This window comes from Streptomyces sp. NPDC004838, from assembly GCF_053600955.1.
In genome coordinates this window covers 37,234-56,565 of the sequence record NZ_JBSGAW010000012.1, presented here as the reverse complement: position 1 = coordinate 56,565, position 19,332 = coordinate 37,234, and the positions used below count along the sequence as shown (strand labels likewise).

Annotated in this window: 31 protein-coding genes and 1 pseudogene; 29 read left to right on the top strand and 3 right to left on the bottom strand. The window is 70.6% G+C overall.

The window, feature by feature from the left end; all coding sequences use genetic code 11:
- Positions 1–198: 198 nt before the first annotated feature.
- The 8 genes from ACWEFL_RS16010 to ACWEFL_RS15975 all read left to right on the top strand — a co-directional run bounded on the left by ACWEFL_RS16010 (position 199) and on the right by ACWEFL_RS15975 (position 6,892).
- A complete protein-coding gene (locus ACWEFL_RS16010; protein ID WP_451712316.1) occupies positions 199–1,008 on the top strand; it encodes a helix-turn-helix transcriptional regulator in 810 nt (269 codons plus the stop codon).
- On the top strand, positions 1,005–2,426 hold the full coding sequence (gene sufB, locus ACWEFL_RS16005) for a Fe-S cluster assembly protein SufB (RefSeq protein ID WP_451712314.1): 1,422 nt from the start codon (positions 1,005–1,007) through the stop codon (positions 2,424–2,426). Before ACWEFL_RS16010 ends, sufB begins: the two co-directional genes overlap by 4 nt.
- Positions 2,427–2,547: 121 nt before the next feature.
- Entirely contained in the window at positions 2,548–3,729 is a 1,182-nt protein-coding gene (sufD, locus tag ACWEFL_RS16000; RefSeq protein WP_451712312.1) for a Fe-S cluster assembly protein SufD, read from the top strand.
- A complete protein-coding gene (locus ACWEFL_RS15995; RefSeq protein WP_451712310.1) occupies positions 3,726–4,043 on the top strand; it encodes a non-heme iron oxygenase ferredoxin subunit in 318 nt (105 codons plus the stop codon). The genes sufD and ACWEFL_RS15995 overlap by 4 nt, the downstream gene beginning before the upstream one ends.
- Before the next feature lie 7 nt (positions 4,044–4,050).
- Positions 4,051–4,815 carry a Fe-S cluster assembly ATPase SufC gene (gene sufC / locus ACWEFL_RS15990; protein WP_451712308.1) on the top strand — a complete coding sequence of 255 codons (765 nt, stop codon included), beginning with the start codon at positions 4,051–4,053 and terminating at the stop codon, positions 4,813–4,815.
- Positions 4,812–6,080, top strand: coding sequence for a cysteine desulfurase (locus tag ACWEFL_RS15985; protein ID WP_451712305.1), 1,269 nt, complete (start codon positions 4,812–4,814; stop codon positions 6,078–6,080). The genes sufC and ACWEFL_RS15985 overlap by 4 nt, the downstream gene beginning before the upstream one ends.
- Before the next feature lie 12 nt (positions 6,081–6,092).
- Positions 6,093–6,557, top strand: a complete 465-nt coding sequence (gene sufU, locus ACWEFL_RS15980; RefSeq protein ID WP_451712303.1) for a Fe-S cluster assembly sulfur transfer protein SufU — start codon at positions 6,093–6,095, stop codon at positions 6,555–6,557.
- A complete protein-coding gene (locus ACWEFL_RS15975; RefSeq protein WP_451712300.1) occupies positions 6,554–6,892 on the top strand; it encodes a metal-sulfur cluster assembly factor in 339 nt (112 codons plus the stop codon). The genes sufU and ACWEFL_RS15975 overlap by 4 nt, the downstream gene beginning before the upstream one ends.
- A gap of 139 nt (positions 6,893–7,031) precedes the next feature.
- On the opposite strand, the gene ACWEFL_RS15970 is transcribed toward ACWEFL_RS15975, so the two are convergent.
- Positions 7,032–7,613 carry a hypothetical protein gene (locus ACWEFL_RS15970; RefSeq protein WP_451712298.1) on the bottom strand — a complete coding sequence of 194 codons (582 nt, stop codon included), beginning with the start codon at positions 7,611–7,613 and terminating at the stop codon, positions 7,032–7,034.
- A gap of 51 nt (positions 7,614–7,664) precedes the next feature.
- On the opposite strand from ACWEFL_RS15970, the gene ACWEFL_RS15965 reads away from it, so the two are divergent.
- Positions 7,665–9,164 carry a recombinase family protein gene (locus ACWEFL_RS15965; RefSeq protein ID WP_451712295.1) on the top strand — a complete coding sequence of 500 codons (1,500 nt, stop codon included), beginning with the start codon at positions 7,665–7,667 and terminating at the stop codon, positions 9,162–9,164.
- Between the two features lie 96 nt (positions 9,165–9,260).
- On the top strand, positions 9,261–9,482 hold the full coding sequence (locus tag ACWEFL_RS15960; protein ID WP_451712293.1) for a hypothetical protein: 222 nt from the start codon (positions 9,261–9,263) through the stop codon (positions 9,480–9,482).
- Positions 9,483–9,545: 63 nt separating this feature from the next.
- Here the strand turns inward: ACWEFL_RS15960 and ACWEFL_RS15955 are convergent, their stop codons facing one another.
- Both ACWEFL_RS15955 and ACWEFL_RS15950 read right to left on the bottom strand, forming a co-directional pair.
- Positions 9,546–9,983 (bottom strand): hypothetical protein, encoded by a 438-nt coding sequence (locus ACWEFL_RS15955; protein ID WP_451712291.1) that lies wholly within the window; start codon positions 9,981–9,983, stop codon positions 9,546–9,548.
- 53 nt (positions 9,984–10,036) lie between these two features.
- The gene (locus tag ACWEFL_RS15950) at positions 10,037–10,480 is read right to left on the bottom strand and encodes a helix-turn-helix domain-containing protein (protein ID WP_451712288.1); all 444 of its coding nucleotides are present in this window, start codon (positions 10,478–10,480) and stop codon (positions 10,037–10,039) included.
- Between the two features lie 148 nt (positions 10,481–10,628).
- On the opposite strand from ACWEFL_RS15950, the gene ACWEFL_RS15945 reads away from it, so the two are divergent.
- From ACWEFL_RS15945 to ACWEFL_RS15855, 19 genes and pseudogenes are all read left to right on the top strand, one after another.
- A complete protein-coding gene (locus ACWEFL_RS15945) occupies positions 10,629–10,880 on the top strand; it encodes a helix-turn-helix domain-containing protein (protein ID WP_451712285.1) in 252 nt (83 codons plus the stop codon).
- A complete protein-coding gene (locus ACWEFL_RS15940; protein WP_451712283.1) occupies positions 10,877–11,047 on the top strand; it encodes a hypothetical protein in 171 nt (56 codons plus the stop codon). Before ACWEFL_RS15945 ends, ACWEFL_RS15940 begins: the two co-directional genes overlap by 4 nt.
- A 94-nt stretch (positions 11,048–11,141) precedes the next feature.
- Positions 11,142–11,522 (top strand): hypothetical protein, encoded by a 381-nt coding sequence (locus ACWEFL_RS15935; RefSeq protein WP_451712281.1) that lies wholly within the window; start codon positions 11,142–11,144, stop codon positions 11,520–11,522.
- Entirely contained in the window at positions 11,519–12,061 is a 543-nt protein-coding gene (locus ACWEFL_RS15930; protein WP_451712278.1) for a hypothetical protein, read from the top strand. The genes ACWEFL_RS15935 and ACWEFL_RS15930 overlap by 4 nt, the downstream gene beginning before the upstream one ends.
- Positions 12,058–13,026 (top strand): hypothetical protein, encoded by a 969-nt coding sequence (locus ACWEFL_RS15925; RefSeq protein WP_451712275.1) that lies wholly within the window; start codon positions 12,058–12,060, stop codon positions 13,024–13,026. Before ACWEFL_RS15930 ends, ACWEFL_RS15925 begins: the two co-directional genes overlap by 4 nt.
- Positions 13,026–13,370: a hypothetical protein gene (locus ACWEFL_RS15920; RefSeq protein ID WP_451712273.1), complete on the top strand. Its 345-nt coding sequence runs from the start codon at positions 13,026–13,028 to the stop codon at positions 13,368–13,370. Before ACWEFL_RS15925 ends, ACWEFL_RS15920 begins: the two co-directional genes overlap by 1 nt.
- Complete coding sequence (locus ACWEFL_RS15915; protein ID WP_451712270.1) at positions 13,367–13,507, top strand: hypothetical protein; 141 nt, start codon at positions 13,367–13,369, stop codon at positions 13,505–13,507. Before ACWEFL_RS15920 ends, ACWEFL_RS15915 begins: the two co-directional genes overlap by 4 nt.
- A gap of 88 nt (positions 13,508–13,595) precedes the next feature.
- Positions 13,596–14,273, top strand: coding sequence for a hypothetical protein (locus tag ACWEFL_RS15910; protein WP_451712268.1), 678 nt, complete (start codon positions 13,596–13,598; stop codon positions 14,271–14,273).
- Positions 14,270–14,839 carry a hypothetical protein gene (locus tag ACWEFL_RS15905; RefSeq protein WP_451712266.1) on the top strand — a complete coding sequence of 190 codons (570 nt, stop codon included), beginning with the start codon at positions 14,270–14,272 and terminating at the stop codon, positions 14,837–14,839. The genes ACWEFL_RS15910 and ACWEFL_RS15905 overlap by 4 nt, the downstream gene beginning before the upstream one ends.
- Complete coding sequence (locus ACWEFL_RS15900; protein WP_451712263.1) at positions 14,836–15,585, top strand: hypothetical protein; 750 nt, start codon at positions 14,836–14,838, stop codon at positions 15,583–15,585. Before ACWEFL_RS15905 ends, ACWEFL_RS15900 begins: the two co-directional genes overlap by 4 nt.
- The gene (locus ACWEFL_RS15895; RefSeq protein ID WP_451712260.1) at positions 15,585–15,857 is read left to right on the top strand and encodes a hypothetical protein; all 273 of its coding nucleotides are present in this window, start codon (positions 15,585–15,587) and stop codon (positions 15,855–15,857) included. The genes ACWEFL_RS15900 and ACWEFL_RS15895 overlap by 1 nt, the downstream gene beginning before the upstream one ends.
- A 1-nt stretch (position 15,858) precedes the next feature.
- Positions 15,859–16,308: a hypothetical protein gene (locus ACWEFL_RS15890; RefSeq protein WP_451712258.1), complete on the top strand. Its 450-nt coding sequence runs from the start codon at positions 15,859–15,861 to the stop codon at positions 16,306–16,308.
- A gap of 49 nt (positions 16,309–16,357) precedes the next feature.
- On the top strand, positions 16,358–17,596 hold the full coding sequence (locus ACWEFL_RS15885; protein WP_451712255.1) for a hypothetical protein: 1,239 nt from the start codon (positions 16,358–16,360) through the stop codon (positions 17,594–17,596).
- A 20-nt stretch (positions 17,597–17,616) separates the two neighbouring features.
- Positions 17,617–17,943 (top strand): hypothetical protein, encoded by a 327-nt coding sequence (locus ACWEFL_RS15880; protein WP_451712254.1) that lies wholly within the window; start codon positions 17,617–17,619, stop codon positions 17,941–17,943.
- Positions 17,940–18,128, top strand: a complete 189-nt coding sequence (locus tag ACWEFL_RS15875; RefSeq protein WP_451712252.1) for a hypothetical protein — start codon at positions 17,940–17,942, stop codon at positions 18,126–18,128. Before ACWEFL_RS15880 ends, ACWEFL_RS15875 begins: the two co-directional genes overlap by 4 nt.
- Entirely contained in the window at positions 18,125–18,508 is a 384-nt protein-coding gene (locus tag ACWEFL_RS15870; RefSeq protein WP_451712250.1) for a hypothetical protein, read from the top strand. The genes ACWEFL_RS15875 and ACWEFL_RS15870 overlap by 4 nt, the downstream gene beginning before the upstream one ends.
- Complete coding sequence (locus ACWEFL_RS15865; RefSeq protein WP_451712247.1) at positions 18,505–18,660, top strand: hypothetical protein; 156 nt, start codon at positions 18,505–18,507, stop codon at positions 18,658–18,660. The genes ACWEFL_RS15870 and ACWEFL_RS15865 overlap by 4 nt, the downstream gene beginning before the upstream one ends.
- Positions 18,657–18,926 (top strand): hypothetical protein, encoded by a 270-nt coding sequence (locus ACWEFL_RS15860; RefSeq protein WP_451712245.1) that lies wholly within the window; start codon positions 18,657–18,659, stop codon positions 18,924–18,926. Before ACWEFL_RS15865 ends, ACWEFL_RS15860 begins: the two co-directional genes overlap by 4 nt.
- A pseudogene (locus ACWEFL_RS15855) lies at positions 18,923–19,207 on the top strand (hypothetical protein); the annotation flags it as partial. The gene ACWEFL_RS15860 and the pseudogene ACWEFL_RS15855, both read left to right, overlap by 4 nt.
- Positions 19,208–19,332: the final 125 nt, after the last annotated feature.

Sequence of the window (19,332 nt, the reverse complement as noted above, 5' to 3'; positions counted from 1 at the left end):
GAATCGCCGCCCTCGCCGCCCCCTGCGGCCGACCTTCGGGTGACCTTCGGGCGACCTTCGGATGAAACACCTGGTCAGGGCCCGTCCGGCAGCCGCCGGGCGGGCTCCGTTATTAGGTGACCCTAAGTGATGAAGCGCACCGGACGCCCCACCGGACGGTGGTTGTCACGTCCCGAGGAATTACGCAACAATGGTGTTGTGAAAAACGTCGGCGAGGCTCCACGGGAGGAACTCGCGGCACGAGTGCGCGCAGATCACTCGACGCGCAACCGGGTCGCGCGGTCCGTGCTGAACCACGGCCCGTCCACGGTGGCCGATCTCGCGGCCAGGCTCGGGCTCACCCAGGCGGCGGTCCGCCGCCATCTGGACACCCTCCTGGCCGAGAAGATCGTCGAGGCCCGCGAGAAGCGGATCTACGGGGCACGCACCCGCGGCAGGCCCGCCAAGGTGTTCGCCCTGACCGACTACGGCCGGGACGCCTTCGACCAGTCGTACGACTCGCTGGCCGCCGACGCGCTCCGCTGGATCGAGCGCAGCGCCGGTGGCGGAGCGGCCGGGGACGCGGCGGTCGCCGCCTTCGCGCGCGACCGCATGGAGACCCAGGCCGAGCCCTACCGCCGGGCCGTCGAGGCCGCGGCCCCCGAGGAGCGCACCGAAGCCCTGGCGAAGGCCCTCAGCGCCGACGGGTACGCTGCTACGGCGCGGAGCGCCCCCGGCCACCGGCCGGGCGAGCAGCTCTGCCAGCACCACTGCCCGGTCGCCCACGTCGCCGAGCAGTTCCCGCAGCTGTGCGAGGCGGAGACGGAGTTCTTCTCCCGTGTGCTCGGGACCCATGTGCAGCGTCTGGCCACCATCGCCCACGGTGACGAGGTGTGCACGACGTTCGTCCCGCGCGCGGAACAGGACCCGCGCGGCGAGTCGCCGCACGGCCCCCGGCCGGCGCGCGGCACCCCACAGACCACCCCACCATCAGCATCTGCCAGCAAGGCCGGGAGGAACCCCGCATGACTCTCCCCACGGAGACTGCCCACCCCGAACTCGAGGGTCTGGGCACGTACGAATTCGGCTGGGCCGACTCCGACGCGGCCGGCGCGGCGGCGAAGCGCGGCCTCTCCGAGGCTGTCGTCCGTGACATCTCGGCAAAGAAGAACGAGCCGGAGTGGATGCTGAAGCTGCGCCTGAAGGGTCTGCGGCTCTTCGACAGGAAGCCGATGCCGAGCTGGGGCTCGGACCTGTCGGGGATCGACTTCGACAACATCAAGTACTTCGTGCGCTCCACGGAGAAGCAGGCGGCGTCCTGGGAGGACCTGCCCGAGGACATCAAGAACACGTACGACAAGCTCGGCATCCCCGAGGCGGAGAAGCAGCGCCTCGTCGCCGGTGTCGCCGCGCAGTACGAGTCCGAGGTCGTCTACCACCAGATCCGCGAGGACCTGGAGGAGCAGGGCGTCATCTTCCTCGACACCGACACCGCGCTGAAGGAGCACCCGGAGCTCTTCCAGGAGTACTTCGGCACGGTCATCCCGGTCGGCGACAACAAGTTCGCGTCGCTGAACACCGCGGTCTGGTCCGGCGGGTCGTTCATCTACGTGCCCAAGGGCGTCCACGTCGACATCCCGCTCCAGGCGTACTTCCGTATCAACACGGAGAACATGGGGCAGTTCGAGCGGACGCTGATCATCGTCGACGAGGACGCGTACGTCCACTACGTCGAGGGCTGCACCGCACCCATCTACTCCTCCGACTCGCTGCACAGCGCGGTCGTCGAGATCATCGTCAAGAAGGGCGGCCGCTGCCGCTACACGACGATCCAGAACTGGTCGAACAACGTCTACAACCTGGTCACCAAGCGGGCCGTGGCCTACGAGGGCGCGACCATGGAGTGGGTCGACGGCAACATCGGCTCCAAGGTCACCATGAAGTACCCGGCCGTCTACCTCATGGGCGAGCACGCCAAGGGCGAGACCCTGTCCATCGCCTTCGCGGGCCAGGGCCAGCACCAGGACGCCGGCGCCAAGATGGTCCACATGGCCCCCAACACCTCCTCGAACATCGTCTCCAAGTCGGTGGCGCGAGGCGGCGGCCGCACCTCCTACCGCGGTCTCATCGAGATCGGCGAGGGCGCGCCGGGAGCCAAGTCCAACGTTCTGTGCGACGCGCTCCTGGTCGACACGGTCTCCCGTTCGGACACCTACCCGTACGTCGACGTCCGCGAGGACGACGTCTCCATGGGCCATGAGGCGACCGTCTCCAAGGTCTCCGAGGACCAGCTCTTCTATCTGATGAGCCGCGGCATGACCGAGTTCGAGGCCATGGCGATGATCGTGCGGGGCTTCGTCGAGCCGATCGCCAAGGAACTGCCGATGGAGTACGCGCTGGAGCTCAACCGGCTGATCGAGCTGCAGATGGAGGGCTCGGTCGGATAGCACCCCGGCACCCGGTATCCCGGCGCCCCGGCGTCTTCGGTGGGGCGGGCACGACGAGTGCCCGCCCCGGCAGTGAGCGACTTTTGTGAACCAGAGGCAGAGAGAGAGCACGACGACAGCCATGGCTGAGGCTCAGAACATCCCGGTGGGATCCACCACCGCCGGCTCGATCGCGGTGGCCGCCGAGTCGACCGTCGCCACGCGTATGAGTGCGCCCCCCTCGTTCGACGTGGCGGACTTCCCGGTGCCCCACGGCCGCGAGGAGGAGTGGCGCTTCACTCCGCTGGAACGGCTCGCCGGTCTCCACGACGGCACCGCCGTCGCCGCCGGCGGCGTCAAGGTGGTCGTGGACGCCCCCGAGAGCGTCACCGTCGAGACCGTCGGCCGCGACGACGCCCGCCTCGGCAAGGCCGGCGTCCCCGTGGACCGGGTCGCCGCACAGGCGTACTCCGCCTTCGAGCAGGCGTCGGTCGTCACCGTCCCCAAGGAGACGGTCCTCACCGAGCCGATCCGGATCGCCGTGCACGGCGAGGGCGGCGTCGCCTTCGGCCACCAGGTCATCGAGCTGGGCGCGTTCGCCGAGGCCGTCGTGGTCATCGACCACACCGGCGACGCCGTGCTCGCCTCCAACGTCGACTACCTCCTCGGCGACGGCGCCAGGCTGACCGTCGTCTCCGTCCAGGACTGGGACGACAAGGCCGTCCACGTCGCCCAGCACAACGCCCTCGTCGGCCGCGACGCCTCCTTCAAGTCCGTCGTCGTCACCTTCGGCGGCGATCTGGTACGGCTGCACCCCCGCGTCGCGTACGCGGCCACCGGCGGCGAGGCCGAGCTGTTCGGCCTCTACTTCACCGACAAGGGCCAGCACCAGGAGCACCGCCTCCTCGTCGACCACAACGCGCCGCACAACAAGTCCAATGCCGTCTACAAGGGCGCGCTCCAGGGCGACGGCGCGCACGCGGTGTGGATCGGCGACGTGCTGATCCGGGTCAACGCCGAGGGCACCGACACCTACGAGATGAACCGGAACCTCGTCCTCACCGACGGGGCCCGAGTCGACTCCGTGCCCAACCTGGAGATCGAGACCGGCGAGATCGTCGGCGCCGGCCACGCCTCGGCCACCGGCCGCTTCGACGACGAGCAGCTCTTCTACCTGATGGCCCGCGGCATCCCCGAGCAGGACGCCCGCCGACTCGTCGTGCGCGGCTTCTTCGCCGAACTGGTCCAGCAGATCGGCCTCCCGGACGTCGAGGAGCGCCTGCTCGCCAAGATCGAGGAAGAGCTGGAGGCGTCGGTCGCATGAGTTTCGTCCGTGCCTGCGGGCTGAGCGAGCTGGAGGACGACACCCCCAAGCGTGTCGAACTCGACGGCACGCCCGTCTCCGTCGTCCGCACCGAGGGCGAAGTGTTCGCGATCCACGACATCTGCTCGCACGCGAACGTCTCGCTGTCCGAGGGAGAGGTGGAGGACTGCCAGATCGAATGCTGGCTCCACGGGTCCAGCTTCGACCTCCGCACCGGCAAGCCCTCCGGGCTGCCCGCGACGCGCCCCGTCCCCGTATACCCCGTAAAGATCGAAGGGGACGATGTGCTCGTCTCCGTCACCCAGGAGTCCTGAGCTACCCATGGCAACGCTTGAAATCCGCGACCTGCACGTCTCCGTCGAAGCCGAGGCCGGCCCCCGTGAGATCCTCAAGGGCGTCGACCTGACCGTGAAGCAGGGCGAGACCCACGCCATCATGGGCCCCAACGGCTCAGGCAAGTCCACCCTCGCGTACTCGCTGGCCGGACACCCCAAGTACACGGTCACCGGCGGCCAGGTCACCCTCGACGGCGAGGACGTCCTGGAGATGACCGTCGACGAGCGCGCCCGCGCCGGCCTCTTCCTCGCCATGCAGTACCCGGTCGAGGTCCCCGGCGTCTCCGTCTCCAACTTCCTGCGCACCTCCGCCACCGCGATCCGCGGCGAGGCCCCCAAGCTGCGCACCTGGGTGAAGGAGGTCAGGGAGACCATGGAGCGCCTGAGCATGGACCCCGCCTTCGCCGAGCGCAATGTCAACGAGGGCTTCTCCGGCGGAGAGAAGAAGCGCCACGAGATCCTCCAGCTCGAACTGCTCAAGCCCAAGATCGCGATCCTCGACGAGACGGACTCCGGTCTCGACGTCGACGCGCTGCGCGTCGTCTCCGAAGGCGTCAACCGCGTCCGTGAGCGCGGCGAGGTCGGCACCCTGCTGATCACGCACTACACGCGCATTCTCCGTTACATCAAGCCCGACCGGGTGCATGTCTTCGCGGGCGGCCGGATCGCCGAGTCCGGCGGCCCGGAGCTGGCGGACAAGCTGGAGGCCGAGGGCTACGAGGCGTATGTGAAGGGTGGCGTATCCGCGTGACTGACGCCCGACAGGGGCTGCCCGGCCTCCTCGACACCGAGGCGATCCGCAAGGACTTCCCGATCCTGGACCGGGTGATCCACGGAGACAGGAAGCTCGTCTATCTGGACAGCGCGGCCAGCTCCCAGCGGCCCCGCCAGGTCATCGACGCGCTGAGCGAGTACTACGAACAGCACCACGCGAACGTCCACCGCGGGGTCCACGTCCTCGCGGAAGAGGCCACCGCGGCCTACGAGGGCGCCCGCACCAAGGTGGCCGAGTTCATCAACGCGCCCAGCCGCGACGAAGTGATCTTCACCAAGAACGCCTCCGAGTCGCTGAACCTGGTCGCGAACATGCTCGGCTGGGCCGACGAGCCCTACCGCGTCGACCACGACACCGAGATCGTCATCACCGAGATGGAGCACCACTCCAACATCGTTCCGTGGCAGCTGCTCGCGCAGCGCACGGGAGCGAAGCTGAAGTGGTTCGGGCTGACCGACGACGGTCATCTCGATCTCTCCAACATCGAGGAGATCATCACCGAGAAGACGAAGATCGTCTCCTTTGTGCTGGTCTCCAACATCCTCGGCACGATCAACCCGGTCGAGGCGATCGTGCGCCGCGCCCAGCAGGTCGGCGCGCTGGTCCTGCTCGACGCCTCCCAGGCCGCCCCGCACGCCCCCCTGGACGTACAGGCGCTCCAGGCCGACTTCGTGGCCTTCACCGGCCACAAGATGTGCGGTCCGACGGGCATCGGCGTGCTGTGGGGCCGGCAGGAACTGCTGGAGGACCTGCCTCCGTTCCTCGGCGGCGGCGAGATGATCGAGACCGTCTCGATGCACTCCTCGACCTACGCGCCCGCTCCGCACAAGTTCGAGGCCGGTACGCCCCCGATCGCCCAGGCCGTCGGCCTCGGCGCGGCGGTGGACTATCTGAACGCCATCGGCATGGAGAAGATCGCCGCCCATGAGCACGCGATCACCGAGTACGCGCTGAAGCGTCTGCTGGAGGTCCCGGATCTGCGGATCATCGGACCGGTGACGGCCGAGGACCGAGGCGCCGCGATCTCCTTCACGCTGGGTGACATCCACCCCCACGATGTGGGCCAGGTGCTGGACGAACAGGGCATCGCGGTCCGCGTCGGCCATCACTGCGCGCGGCCGGTCTGCCTCCGCTACGGAATTCCCGCGACCACGCGAGCGTCGTTCTATCTGTACTCCACGCCCGGCGAGGTCGACGCGCTGATCGACGGGCTGGAGCACGTCCGTAACTTCTTCGGGTAGAGCGGAGCACCGGTGAAGCTTGATTCGATGTACCAGGACGTCATCCTCGACCACTACAAGAACCCGCACGGCCGGGGACTCCGGGACGGCGACGCCGAGGTACACCACGTCAATCCGACGTGTGGCGACGAGATCACGCTGCGCGTGAAGTACGACGGAACGCGCGTCGCGGACGTCTCGTACGAGGGCCAGGGCTGTTCCATCAGCCAGGCCAGCGCGTCCGTGCTGAACGAACTGCTGGTCGGCAGGGAACTGGCCGACGCGCAGAAGATCCAGGCCACGTTTCTGGAGCTGATGCAGTCCCGAGGCAGGATCGAGCCGGACGAGGCGATGGAGGAGGTGCTGGAGGACGCGATCGCGTTCGCCGGCGTCTCCAAGTACCCGGCCCGTGTGAAGTGCGCGCTCCTGAGCTGGATGGCGTGGAAGGACGCGACCGCCCAGGCCCTGGGCGACGGCCCCGAGAGGAAGACGGTATGACCGAGAACGCAGGGGCCGCGCTCAAGCCGGCTTCCGAGGAGGAGATCCGCGAGGCGCTGTACGACGTCGTCGACCCCGAACTGGGCATCGACGTCGTCAACCTCGGGCTGATCTACGGCATCCACGTCGACGACTCCAATGTCGCCACGCTGGACATGACGCTGACCTCGGCGGCCTGCCCGCTGACCGACGTCATCGAGGACCAGGCGCAGTCGGCGACGGAGGGCCTGGTCAACGAGCTGAAGATCAACTGGGTCTGGATGCCTCCGTGGGGCCCGGACAAGATCACGGACGATGGCCGTGAGCAGCTGAGGGCGCTGGGCTTCAACGTCTGAGCGCGCCGGGGCGCATCCGCTCCATCGCTCGCCTACACCGCGCCCGCCCACAGCGCAGCCGACAGGGCCGTGCCCGCCAGTCCGCCTGGCGGGCACGGCCCTGTCGACTGTGCCCTGGCCGCGCCACGCGGGCCCGGCTTCAGCGCGGCGGGCCGGGTGCCGCGGCCGGGAGCCCCGAGGCGTCGGCGAGCGCCGGGGCCAGATTCTCCGTACGGATGCGCTGGTCGACATAGAGCAGGCCGACCACGAGCTGCGGGAACACGGTGACGATGAGCTGGCCGATCAGCTGGGCCACCGCGAGCAGGATCAGCACCCCGCTGATCGCGGAGAGAATCTCCGAGGACGTGGGGTCGGAGCCCAGTCCCGAGGTGTCCACCAGGCCGGGGATCATCGCCATGAAGCTGAGCGGGGTCTGTACGGCGTAGCTCGCCGTTCCCGCGATCACACCCGCGAGCAGGGTGACGCCCAGGACCCGCCACCAGCTCCCGCTCACCAGCTTCGACGAGCGGCGCATGGCCGCGATCGCGCCCTGGCGCTCGAAGACGGCGACGGCGGGGGAGAGGCTGAACCGCACCCACAGCCAGACGGAGAGCGGAACGGTGACGAGCCCCGCGACGATCGCCAGAACCAGCAGGACCGCCGCGGAGCCGTTCTCGTTGACGAGGGCGACCAGCATCGAGACGTAGGCGGTCATGAACAGGCCGACGGGGACGAGGTACATCAGCCCGGAGATGTACCGCTGAAGGTCCCAATTCTGGTAGACCTGTGCGGCATGAGTACCGACAGACTGCGCGCCAGGGAGTACCGCCGGCTGTCCGACGCCAAGGGCGGGACCTCCATCGAGGACCAGGGCCTCGACAATCACGACGCTGCTGCAGACCAGGACTGGGACTTGGGGAAGCCCTACGTCGATGAGGGTCTGAGCGCCAGCCGGTACGCGCGGCGGGCTCGCGGCGACTTCGACCAGCTGGTCGCCGACCTCAAGACCGGACCGACGGGCCGGGCGAGCGACTTCGGCGCTGACATCCTGATGCTCTGGGAGTCCTCCCGCGGCTCGCGCCAGGTCGGCGAATGGGTGTCGTTCATCGAGCTGTGCGAGCAGAAGCGCGTCCGGATCTGGGTCACTACGCACGAGCGGCTGTACGACCCCGCCAACGGCCGCGACCGGAAAGCGCTGATCGACGACGCCGTCGACTCCGAGTACGAGAGCTATAAGACCCACAAGCGGGTGTCCCGCACGGCACCGAAGGAAGCGGCCCGGGGGCGCCCGCACGGTGAAGCGCCGTGCGGGCTGAAGCCGGTGTACGACGCGGCCACGGGCAAGCTGATCACCTGGGTTGAGGATGAGGAGCGGTCCGAGATACCGCGGACCCTGTTCGAGATGCTGGAGGCCGGCCACACGCTGGCCGCCGTCGAGAGGCGCATCTTCGAGCTGGGCTACCGCAATGGGAAGGGTAAGCGGTTCACCCGGGGGCAGTTGCGGTTCATGGCGGTCAGGCACTCGTACGCAGGGCTGCGGTACTACAAGGGCGCGGTCTACCAGGGGGTATGGGACGGCATCGTCAGCGAGGAGCGCTTCTGGGCCGTCTATCACCGGATGACCGACCCCTCGCGCGCCACCGCCTACGGCGGGGTGAAGCATCCGCTGACCTCCAGCCTGTGGTGCGGCGGCTGCGAGAAGAACCTCGGCCCGCTCGGCGTCCCCGGCCGCAAGCCCGTGTATCGCTGTACCTCCTGCGGCCGGAGGATCCAGAAGCAGCCGGTCGACGACCTGATCATCGGCGACCGGTCCGCCCCGGGCGTCCTGATGGCGTACCTGGCCCGGGCGGACATCTACGAGGTGCTGTCTGCGCCCGGCAGGGACGATGCCGCGGTGCGCGACATACGAGTCCGGCTCGCCCGGGCCCGCGCGGAGCGGGACGAGCTGCGCGGTGCCACGGGGGCGACGCTGGCCGAGGTGCGGCTGCTGGCCAGCTCTCTCGATGCCAAGGAAGCGGAAGTCGTCGATTTGGAGGCGCGGGAGCGGCAACTCGCCGTGCCTGCCGCAGTGCTGAGCATCGTGCGGCCGGGGGTGGATATCTGGGAGTCGTGGCATCAGGCGCCCATCACCGCCCGGCGGGAGACGGCGAGTCTCATCCTCGGCCCCGGTTACCTGGGGCGGCCGTGTCTCCTGCGCAGCCCGAGGACGGGGGCGAGTCAGCCGATTGCGGAGCGGATCGAATGGCGGCGGACCCTGCCGCCGTCACCCCCGACCCACCGGCGACGCTCCTGACCGCCGCCGGATCGGCCGGCGCTTCTCGACGAGTAGCCGGAGGTGAGCCTTCGTGCGCACCTCGACGGGGTCGGGCGGCCGGTCGAGGCTCCGTCTGTGTCTGTGCGTCTCGACTCCGTCGAGGACGACTTGTACGGCGGTATCGATTCTGCGCCGCTGCTCGGCGTCGCGTTCGACCCGGTGCAGCTTGATGGTGACCATCGCTGCGATCGCGAGCAGTGCGCCGCCTGCGACGGCCGCGACGATCTGACCTACCTGGGCTATCTGGGCCACCTGTGTCTCCTCTTCGGAGTCTGTGGTGTCTGTGACGACAGATGACCACTCTCCGTAGGGAACTCATCACGCATGCACAATTTTCAAACATTCGTGACCGGAATGTAACTATCCGGTGCGCTGACTGTGCGGCTTTCCACCGCTATCACCCTCGACCGAGCGATGGGCAGCCTCGATTTCCGGCCGCACCCGCCGCCACACCTCATCCGCCTCGGCTGGCGTCAGGTTCATCTCGCGGATCGTTGCTGCGAGGAGGCGTCGCAGTACCTCCAACTCCGCGGTCAGGGCGGGAAGCTGTTCGGCATCGCCCTCAATCGGGGTCGGTGTGCCGCCGTTGAGGGTCGCGAGGGTGGAGCCGTGGGTCCACTGCAACGCGCCATCGAGGCGGCGCGCCGTCAGCTCGGTGGGCCGATAGTCGCCGCGACGGGTGGCGCGGAGCGCCTCGTAAGAGATGCCTGCTGTGGTGGCAACTTCCCGCCAGTTCATCCGAAGCTCTAGTCGCCGCAAATTCATTGCTGCGTCGAGACGCTCATGCGGTTGCGTCATCTGCACCCCTCCCTGTAGCTGTGGCGACAGGGACCACTCTCACAGCTCACGGACTAGCCGGTGCGCTGATTGCGCGGCTTCTCGCTGCCGTCGCCCTTGGTGGACCGGTGGGTAGCGACGATTTCGGGCCGGACGCGCCGCCACACCGCATCCGCTTCCTCTGGCGACAGGTTCATTTCGCGAATCGTGGCTGCGAGCAGGCGTTGCGCCAGTTCCAGCTCCTCGGTCAGTTCCTCGTCGCCTTGCTCCTCATCCTCCCCCGAGGGAAGGTCGTCTCCGCCGAGGATTGTGAAGGTAGAGCCCTGGGCCCACTGCAGGGCTTCGTCGAGTCGAAGTGCGGTCAGTTCGGTAGGCCGGTACTTGCCACGCCGGATGGCGCGTAGCGCCGTGTACGAGATTCCCGCAGCCTCGGCAACCTCGCGCCAGTTCATCCGCAGAGTCAGGCGTCGCTCGTTCATCGCCTTGTCAAGACGCTCGTACGGTTCCGGCTCCCGCATGGGGCTCCCTTCATGGGCTTGCGAAACGCATCGTAACGCAACTTTGCGCAACTTCGAGCGATCCAGGCGGGCCCCTTGAGCGGAGCCTACGGGATTTCTGTGTTGCGACTTGTTGCGCATAGCCTTTCCATCGGATACGTTGCGAGTCATGTCAGGACACGCAACATCAGTGAAGCAGGGGCGTCTGCGTCGCGGCATGACACTGCAAGATCTGGCCGAGAAGTGCGCTGCGGAAGGCGCGTCGGTAAGCCGGTCCACCCTCAGCAGGATCGAGCGCGGCATACAGGTGCCGCGCCCCAAGCTCCGGAGCATGTTGGCTCAGGTGCTCGATCTGGACATCGACCGGTTCGAGCAAGACGCCCAGCTCAGCGCGTCGGCCGCGTCGAGTAGCGCGTCGTGACGGGCGTCGAGCGTGAGGCGTACATCCGCCGGATCGTCGACGCGGCGCCGGCGTTGTCCGCCGAGGACGCGCAGCGTGTCCGCGCCCTGATCCCTCTGCAGTCCCGCCTCGCCGCCGAGCGCGCGGCGACGCCCCAGCGGCCGCCGGCCCGTACGACAGCCGCCTGAACCGCACCACGTAAGCGGGGCCGCCGGGACCCTGGCCGGTCCTCATGCGACCCCTCGGCACACCTCAACCAGCAACGAGAGATCGAGGTACACCGTGTCCGTATCTTCCCAGACCCAAATCCCTGCCGAGCCGCCGCCCGACGCCGGTACGCAGCGGCGTGATGCGCTGCTGCGGGCCCACGCAGTGATCGAGGCGGTGATCGCCGGCCTGGACCTCACCTCCTGGCCGAAGGACGTCACCTACCACGAGTACAACGGCGCCTACGAGGTCGACATCTACATCTCCGAGTCCGCCGACGCGGTCCGCAACGTCGCCCACATCGTCGACACCACCGTCACCACCAAGCCGCACCCCACCCGCCCCGGCACGATCCGCACCGAGGCCCGCGCCACCGTCCGCGGCATCCCGATCCGGGCCTGGACCCAGACCACCACTGACACCACGCACGCCACCGGCACGGGCGGTGCCGCGTGAGCGCCACAGCGCGGCTGCGCGCCGCCCTCGCCGGATCGCCCGAGCTGCGCCCCGGCGAGGCCGACCGCCTGGTGGCCGCCGCCAACACCGAGCTGCTGCTCGACGCCGATCTCCGGATCGCCGCCCTCCCGCAGGACTTCGAACTGGACCCCGGCCGGGGCGATGCCCGCAGGCTGCTGCGCGCCATGGCCGAGACCCCCGACACGACGGGAGTGTGCGCCCGGTGCGGCTGCACCGACGACGCGGCGTGCCCCGGCGGCTGCACCTGGGTGGCCAACCCCCGGATGCTGGACCTGTGTTCGGCCTGCATCCGGCCCGACGGCACGTGCACCACCCCAAAGTGCGGGACCACACCGTACGACCCGCTCGGGGCCGCCGCCCCGCCTGAGATCGGCTGGGTCCTGGAACACGTCGCCGGCACCCTGCCACCGCCGACCTGGGTCTGCTCGGAGTGGTGCGCCAAGTTCGCGATCGCCGTTCGCGGCGAGCAGCTGGCGGCCGCCGACCGCGCCGACGCTGCGGGTGGTGACCGGTGGTGACCGGGGAGCTGATGGGCGAGCGTGAGCTCGTCGAGGTGTGGGAGCGGGGCCTGGCCCGCGGCACCTGGACCCGAGTACTGAACCAGGCGGTCGCCGAGGGTGCCGAGGGCACGGCCGACCTCGCGCGGCGCGAGCTGGACGGCCTCCCGCACCCCCTCGCGGCGCTCGCCGCCTCCGCCGAGCTGGTCCGCCTCCTGCAGGGCTGCCGCTGGCTCGTGATCCTGGACGCCCTCACGGGCGGCGCCACCTGGGACCAGATCGCCGCAGCCCTCGACAGCACCCCCGACGTGGTGCGCGCCGAGTACCGGGAGGCGATCGCCCTGCAGGAGCAGCACGGCGGCGATGCGCACGACACCGAACGGGCGCGTGCGGTCCTGGCCGACGAGCCCGCCCTGCCCGCCGCGGCGGCGGCCGTTCCCTCCGAGAAGGACACCCCCGGCCTCGCGGCCGGGGGCGGCGTTCACTCGGAGACCGGCACCCCGGCCGTACCCACCCCAGGGGAGATCCCGTCGGGGCTGGCCGCGGTGGAGGCGATGGAGCGCCACGCCGGCCTGGTCGCGACGGTGGCCCGGCGGATCCTCGCCGGGGCGGCAGCTGCGGGTCTGCCCGAGCTGCTCTCCGTACGGCCCGAGGTGTACCGCGACCAGGTAAGGCTCGCCCTCCAGCCCTACACCATTGCGGACGCCCGCGCGTGGGCCGCGCATCTGGGCATCGAGCTGACGGTCGCCCTGGTCGACGCCTCCGACTACCGCCCCGGCGAGGGCGACGAACGAGCCGACGGCCGCCGCAGCGTCGACGGAGTGACCGTCATGCTGGGCGCGCTCCGGTGGATCCCGGCGGCCGAGTGGGCGGCCATGCAGGCCCAGGCCGGCCAGGTCGATGCCTCGCTGGCGCACGTCGACGCGTTCCTGGAGCACGCCCGCCCGGCCGCCCCGGCCACGGTTGTCGGGGGTGGTGCGTCGTGATGGGCCTGCTGATCCTCCTGATCGCGATAGCGGCCCTGGCCACGGTGACCGGCCACGCGGACACGCTCCTGGTCCTCGGCCCCACCATCGCCGTCACCGTCCTGGTCCTCGGCCTGGCCGTCTGGCTGGACCGGCCCCGGCCGGGCCGGACGCTCCGCGCCACGGCCCAGACAGTCCGAGCTGCATGGCTGTGGGCGACCGCCCGGTGGTGGATCGCCACCGCACCCCGCCCCACCACCCGCACCCCACCGCCCCCAGCCCCGGCCCGCGCGTACGACCGGACGGCACGCGCTACGTCCCGTCCCCATCCCCGCCCGCACCGCCGTTACCGGAGGCCGTGGTGACGTCCTGGATCCCGCCCGCCGTGCTCTACCTGGCCATCGTCGGCCTGGTCACCGTGCTGGCCGGCCTCGCACTGGTCCTGTGGGGCCTCGCGCACGTGGCGGTCCGGGTCTGGCGGGCCGTCACCAACAGCCGATAGCCGCCCCACATCGTCGGCGGGCGGGACGCGACCAGCCTCCGGCCCGCCCGCCGACCCCCACCATCATCCGAACAGGAGATCGAATCCCGTGACCGACCCGACCACCCCGGCCATCCCGCCGCACCGCAGTGCGGAGCTGGCCGTGATCACTGAGGCCCTGCAGAAAATGGGCCCGCACACCCCGGCCGCCCGGATCTGGGGACGCGCGCCCGGCGCCGCCCACGACCAGGGAGCCGAGGGCAACGTGTGGGCCGGCGACGCCCACGACGTCGCCCTGCACATCTGCACCCGCCTCTACGGCCGCCCCGACACCGCCCCCGCCGATAGCCCGCTGGCCCAGGCCGAGGACGCCCAACGCCGCCGCTCCGCCCCCCGGTACCCGGCACGCGCTGGCGACATCGTCGGCGAGCCGACCGCCCTGACGGCCGAGGAACGCGCCTTGGCCTCGGCCCCGTGGTACCCGGCACGGCCCGGAGACATCGTCCACGTCGCGTACGAGCAGGCCGGCAGCATCATGCCGGCGTTCGGCGAGACGTACGCCATCGAGGCCCCCGACGGACTCGCCGACAGCTCCCCGCTGCTCTCCGTGCAGCTCCTCGCCCACTCCTACTCCGGACCGGCCGACGAAGCCATGACCGGCTACTTCACCGCCGCCGCCTCCGACCACCCCCTCTACGAGCTCTGGCACGAAGCCGGACCGCAGCGGCTCACGATCGTCCGGGACGGCCTGGTCGTCCACAACGGCCCTGCGGGAGCGGCCCGATGAGCACCGCGTCGATGCCCCACGACCCCTACATCACCGCCGTCGGCGACGCGCTCACCGCCGCCGGGCTGGAGCTCACCGACCAGTGCTGGACCGACGACGGCGAGACCCGCGGCACATACTGCTACCTCAACGCAGTGCTCACCCTCGACCCGTCCGGCACGATCGCCGCCGACGACATTCCGTCAGGCACCCCGTGGCCGCACGGTCTGCTGCTGATCTGGGAGTGGCACACCGGCATCGAGGCCGACCAGGGCGAGCCCGACCGCGGCCCGGTGTGGCAGTTCGCCGAGCTGAAGAGCGACGGCTCAAACGAGTACCCCACCGAGCTGCCCGTGTACGGCTACGCCTCCCCGGCCTCGGTCGTCGAGGCCGCCCAGAAAGTCATCGCACGCGAGATCGGCGCCGGCCACTTCTTCAACGGCGGCGCGGCCGCGTGGGACGGCGGGATCATCGGCGACTCGTGGGACCAGGCCGACCAGCTCGACGCCGCATGCGAGACATGGGGCGCGACCGAGACAGCCGAAAGCGGCCAGGCCGCCGATGGGCCGTCGGCGGTGGCCCGATGAGCGCCGCGGCGAACACGACGCCGGCGTCGGTGCCGTGGTTCGAGACGCTGACCGGTTCGGTCGCGGGTCTGTTTGAGGCGGCCCGGGAGTACCGGCACGCGCACCGGGCGGCCGAGCTGGTCGCGGAGAGCGGGCGGCGGCCCTGGAACCCCCACGAGGGCCGGATCACCCTGGGACCCGCACACGGCCCCGGCGGACGCGAGCGCCCTGCCCGCAGCACCGAGCCCCACGGCCGGGCGGCGGCGACCGTGCAGCGGCTCCACGAGGACCTGGCACGAGAGCTGCACGCCGGCTTCGAGCGGGCAGCCCTGCTGTACGCCTCCGGCACCGCCTGGGCGATCCGGCAGATCCAGACCGGCCAGCAGCCCGCCCGCGTCCGCTTCGAGACGGACGAGGACGGCCGGCGCGCTCTCCCCCACGAGGACATGAAGATCGAGGGCCTGACCGGCCGCTACGCCAAGACGCCCCGGCTGACCGCCGCCTATGACGCCCTGTACGCCGCGGTGTCCGCGGGCAAGTATGCGGAGGACCTGGCCGGGCGGGACTACGTCAGCGAACGCGAGGCCGGCGAGATGTTCGAGGCGGGCGCGGATGCCCGCGCCATCCCCGAGGCGGCCTACCAGTACGGCCTCCGCGCCGAAATGGCCCTCCATTTCGTACTCCTCGGTCCCCGCGCCGACCACGCCCGGCAGCAGGCCGCCGAACGCGCGGCCGCGCAGAACGCCGGCGACGGCCAGGACAGCTGATGACCGGGCGGCCCGCTCCCGGTGCCCCGCGTACCGCGGGGCGGGCCGCCACGCCCGGCCCCTGGCCACCCCTCGCCCTCCCCGGCCTTTACATCGACCTCGGCGACTGGCACCGGAAGGGCCGCTTCTGGGTCCGCGAGCCGTACGCCGAGCTCCGCTGCGCGGCCGGGTGCGAGCACTACGCGCACGGCGCCGACGCCGTGGAGCGGTTCCTCGAGGACCTTGACGAGCTGGACCACCCCGGCCCGCTCGACGACGAACAGGAGTCGTGAGATGTCCAGACCATCACCGCGGGACCTGGCCGCCCGGCCGCACCGGCCGCTGACCGCCCGCCCCGTGTCCGTTCCGGTGCCCGGCACCGGCGCCGTGCCCACACCACCGCCGCCGGCGCCCGTTGCGGGCTGGGACCGGCTGCAGTTCGAGCGGGCGGTCCGGTCCAGCCCCCAGCACCCGGCCGGGCTGCTCCCCTACGCCCGGCTCGTCGCGTTCCTGCTGACCCACTTCGCCGACCCGGCCGGCCATATCCCCGCGCGCCGGGTGCCCGCGGTGGCCCATCTCGCCCGCGCTGCCGGCATCACCGACCGGCGGGCCCTCAGCGCGCTCAACGCGCTGGAGGACGGCGGGTGGCTCAAGCGTCACAGGCGCCCGGCGCCGAACGGTGCGCGCGGCGGCCTGTCCGCGATCACCCTCACCATCCCCGCCGCCCGCCAGCCCACCCGCTGACCCACCCACCCGTACGTCCGTTCGATTACCGAGAGGGAGGTGACCTTCCGTGGCCCGTGTCCGGGTGCCGTGGCGGCTGGTCACCTCCTCCCACTACTCCCATGCCGCCGTGTCGGTGTACGTCAAGATCGGCGGGCTCGCGCAGCGCGACGGCTGGTCCGAGGCCGGCGTCGCCTACCTCGCCGTCCTCCTCGGCCTCTCCCGGTCGGCCGTCGAACGCAGCCTGACGCAGCTGATGCGCCCGGCTCCCGATGACGACGTGATCGAGCTCGTCAGCCACCGGCGGACGTACGACGGCGGCCGCGGCCGCACCGCCAAGCGCCGGATCCGCCGCACCGACCGCCGCGAACCGGGCGCGTGGGTACCCACCCGCGCCCCCGAGGCCCTCACCCCGGTCCAACTGCGTACCTACGCCGCCCTCTCCTACGCCGTCGACCGCCGCATACCCGTCTCCCACCGCGACCTCGGCATGATCCTCCGCCACCGCACCGGACGCCAGGCCGGGCGTCCGCTCGGCGAACGCGCCGTCGGCCGCATCATCCAGTCCCTGGCCGACCTCGGATGGATCACCGTCCACCACCGCGCCGGCCTCCGGGGGATGAACACCTACGAGGTCCACGAAGAGCCGGTCCAGCCCCCGCTCCCCACCCCCGACCCCGCCCCGGTACCCGCATCTGAAGACGGATCGGGTGGCGATCATGACGACGGATCCCTCGCGACTGAGGAAGACCGCTCGCTTGACTCACCCGATGAACCGCCGCCGGCCGGTGGTTCCATCCGCCGCAGGCGAAACAACCGTAGTTACGGGCCGGAGCCTGTGGAAAACCCCGCAGCCCGACGCGGCCCGGCCGCGCTCCGCCCCGCGTACACCGGCCCGCCCCTGACCATCACCCCCCGCATCCACCACGTCCTGCAACCCGTCCAGCACCTCCTCGGCGCACTGCCCACCCACCCCGCCCGCACCCTCGCCCTGAAAATCGGCGCCCAGCTCGACCACGGCACCCCGGCCGAACGGCTCCGGCAGCGCCTCCAGCGCCACTACCGCGACACCGAGCCCATCCGCGACCTCGCCGGCTGGCTCCTCGGCCCCGCCCTCGACCCCGGCGGCTGCAACCTCGACGCCTGCGAAGCCGGCGTCATCTGGCACACCGGCGAACGGTGCCACTGCGCAGACACCCACGCCCAGCAGCGGCCGGACCCCCCACCACCCACCCGACACCCACCCCCCACACCAGCACCACGGCCGCCACGGCCGGCGTCCTGGTGCCCCTGCCCCGACCACCCCTGACCCGAAGGAGACCCAACGACATGCTCAGCAGCGACGGCATCACCCGATGCGGCACCTGCGGCGCACGCATCCGCTGGACCACCACCGAGGACCGCCACCTCATGCCCGTCGACGCCGACCCCCACCCCGACGGCAACCAGGCCGTCTACGCCGACCGGACCGGACGCCTCAAATCCCGCGGCATCAGCAAAGAGCGCCCGCTCCTCGAACACGCCGAGGCACGGATGATGCCCCACTTCGCCACCTGCAAGCGACCCCCGCAGCCACGCCTCACCATCAAGCGCACCGAGCCGGCCGGCAACACGCCGCCCGACCGCTGGCCGCCCCGACGCTGGCGCACCCCGTGACCACCAAGACCGGGCCCGTCCCGTGCGACAGGTGCCCCGCCCGCGAACTCCTCGCCGAACAGTGGCCCGACGGCACCTTCGCCGGCACCCGCCACAGCAACGGCCGCCCCCGCAAACCGGACCCCGACGCGGCCCGGCACCGAGCCGACCTCGACAACGCCCTCTGCCCCCGGAGACGCCCGTGACCACACCGGCACCACGCGAGTTCCTCTACGAACTCTGGGACGCCAACTGGGACGACGGCCCCCTCGGCAACTACCAGACCCTCCAGCACCCCATCACGAAGAAGACCGCCGCGCGCATCTACTTCACGTACTGCACCGGCCGGAACGGCTTCGTGGACCGCCAGCGGATCGAGGCCGACGGAGAGATCTACCACGGCTACACGCGCCGCCGCCTTCACCTGACGCCCCCGGAGATCCCCCACCAGGCGACCCCACCGTCCCTGGAGGAGCTGCGGAAGGCGATGGCCGACGCCCACCCCGACCGCGGCGGCACCAACGAGGCGTTCATCGCCGCCCGCCAACGCTACGAGCGTGCCCGCACACAGAAAGCCCGCCCATGACCCACCACCCCGCCACCCACGCCGCCGACCAACTCGCCACCGACGGACACCACGTACACCTCATCACCAACGGAGAAACCCACTGCCACACCGGCCACTGCAAACCAACCCATATCCCCACCACCCACGCCACCCGCGAGACCACCTCATGACCGCCCAGGCAATCGCCTGCATCCTCGGCATCACTACCGGAATCCTCGGCACCGCCCTTTGGCTCCACACCGACCGGGCCGCCGAACGCCGCGCCGCCGCCGTGCGAGCCGAACGCGCAGCACGCCCCGCGGGCCGGATCTCGTACACCGACCTCGTCACCGCGCTCCTCAACTCGGCGTGCTGCGAGCACTGGTGGACCAGCCGCGGCACCCAGCACGACCCCGACTGCACCAACGCACCCAACGCACCGATGGAGCACCCATGAGCCAGCCCTTCGACGTCAACGCCGCCCGCACCCAGCGCATCGAGGAGATCGGCCGCACCTGGTCCTTCACCATCGACGAGGACACCTTCGAACTCCCCACCGAACTCACCCGCTCGACCGCGAAGGCCCTCCGAAAGCTCGACGACAACGACGTCGACGGCCTGCTGTCGCTGCTGATGGGCGCAAAGCAGTTCGCCCGCTTCGAAAAGCACGACGTCACGATGCAGGACATCGCCACGATCCTCGAGGCATACGGCACAGAGACCGGACTCGGGCCCGGGGGAAACCCGATGACCGAGCCCATGCACGAAGCCGTACCCGGCCAGCCCCTCCCCGACATCCCCGCCGCCGCGTACGCACCCGCCACCGACGACGACGAGTTCGCGCGCCCGTTCCGCCTCCACCA